General features: G+C 68.5%; 3 protein-coding genes. 2 read left to right on the forward strand and 1 reads right to left on the reverse strand.

Going from position 1 to position 1,631, the window contains the following annotated elements; all coding sequences use genetic code 11:
• Nucleotides 1–471: SAM-dependent methyltransferase (locus tag JNK68_03640; protein MBL8539443.1), on the reverse strand; the 471-nt coding region annotated here is incomplete at its 3' end.
• 10 nt (nucleotides 472–481) lie between these two features.
• Between JNK68_03640 and JNK68_03645 the strand changes: the two genes are divergently transcribed.
• Together JNK68_03645 and JNK68_03650 are read left to right on the forward strand one after the other, a co-directional pair.
• The gene (locus JNK68_03645; protein ID MBL8539444.1) at nucleotides 482–1,222 is read left to right on the forward strand and encodes a pteridine reductase; all 741 of its coding nucleotides are present in this window, start codon (nucleotides 482–484) and stop codon (nucleotides 1,220–1,222) included.
• On the forward strand, nucleotides 1,200–1,631 hold a 432-nt coding region (locus JNK68_03650; GenBank protein MBL8539445.1), incomplete at its 3' end, for a tRNA 2-thiocytidine(32) synthetase TtcA. The genes JNK68_03645 and JNK68_03650, both read left to right, overlap by 23 nt.

Below are 1,631 nucleotides of genomic sequence, written 5' to 3' on the forward strand. Positions count from 1 at the left end.
GAGGTCCGCGCTCACTTCGAGGATGGCGTAGCGCTCGGGCAATGCGTCGAGCGCCCGCAAGGCGCGCAGCAGGTCGGCCGCCAAGCGACCGCTGCCCGCTCCCAGTTCGAGAATCGAGCCGCCGGTCGCAGTGACGATCTGTGCGGCCTGCCGGGCGAGCGTGTCCGCGAAGAGCGGCGAAATCTCCGGCGCCGTGACGAAGTCACCCGCCGTGCCGAACTTGGCCGCACCGGCCGCGTAATAGCCAAGCCCGGGCGCGTAGAGCGCAAGTTCCATGTAGCGCGCGAAGGAGATCCAGCCGCCTGCCGCGTCGATTTCGTGGCGGATCGCCGCCGTCACGCGCTCGCTGTGGACGCGCGCGGATGCATCCGGCTCGGGCAGGCCAGCGCGCGGTTCCGGCAAGGTGGGCCCCTTTTTCTCGGTTTCGATAGAATTCACGGCATCGCGCCCCTGGCGCACTGACACCACCATGACTCTCTCACTGACCGGCCGTGTCGTCCTCATCACCGGTGGCGCGAAGCGCGTCGGCGCGGCCATCTCGCGCCGCCTGCACGCGGCCGGCGCGGACATCATGATCCATTATCGCTCGTCCGCGGCCGAGTCCGAGACGCTCCAACGTGAACTGGACTCGATCCGCCCGGGCTCGTGCGCCCGCATCCGCGCCGACCTGCTCGATGCGTCCGCGGCGCCGCGGCTGGTCAACGAGACGGTGAGGCGCTTCGGCCAGCTCGACGTGCTCATCAACAACGCGTCGAGCTTCTTCCCCACCGTTGTCGGCGAAATCACCGAGCGCGTATGGGACGATCTCGTCGGCACCAACCTCAGGGCACCGCTCTTCCTGTCGCAGGCGGCCGCGCCCCAGCTGCGCCAGCATTGCGGCGCGATCGTGAACATCGTCGACATCCATGCCGACCGCCCGATGAAGAACCATCTCGTCTACAGCACGGCGAAGGGCGGGCTCGTCGCGCTCACCCGCTCGCTCGCGCGCGAGCTCGGCCCCGAGGTGCGCGTGAACGGCGTGGCGCCCGGCGCCATCATCTGGCCCGAGGACAACGCCTGGTCGAACGCGGAGGAGCGCGCACGCATCGTCGCCCAGACCTCGCTCAAGCGCGTGGGCGATCCGGACGACATCGCGCGCGCGGTGTGCTTCCTGGTTTCCGATGCGCCTTACGTCACCGGCCAGATCCTCGCCGTGGACGGTGGCCGCAGCATCAACCTGTGAGGCCGACGTGAACGCGCCAGCGGTGAAGGTCGAGAGGAAACAGGCGTTCGAGGCCAACAAGCGGGTAAAGCGGCTGCGGCGTCAGGTCGGGCAGGCGATCGCCGACTACGGGATGATCGGCCCGGGCGACCGTGTGATGGTGTGCGTCTCCGGCGGCAAGGACAGCTACGGGCTGCTTGACGTGCTCATGAAACTGCGCAGCCACGCGCCGCTCGACTTCGAGATCGTCGCCGTCAACCTCGATCAGCGCCATCCCGGATATCCCGAACACGTGCTACCGGACTACCTGTCCGCGCTCGGCATCCCGTTCCACATCGTCGTCCAGGACACGCACAGCGTCGTCAAGCGCGTGATTCCCGAGGGCAAGACGATGTGCTCGCTGTGCTCGCGGCTGCGGCGCGGCGTGCTC

It is taken from the genome of Betaproteobacteria bacterium (assembly GCA_016791345.1).
In the GTDB taxonomy this organism is placed as follows: Bacteria; Pseudomonadota; Gammaproteobacteria; order Burkholderiales; family JAEUMW01; genus JAEUMW01.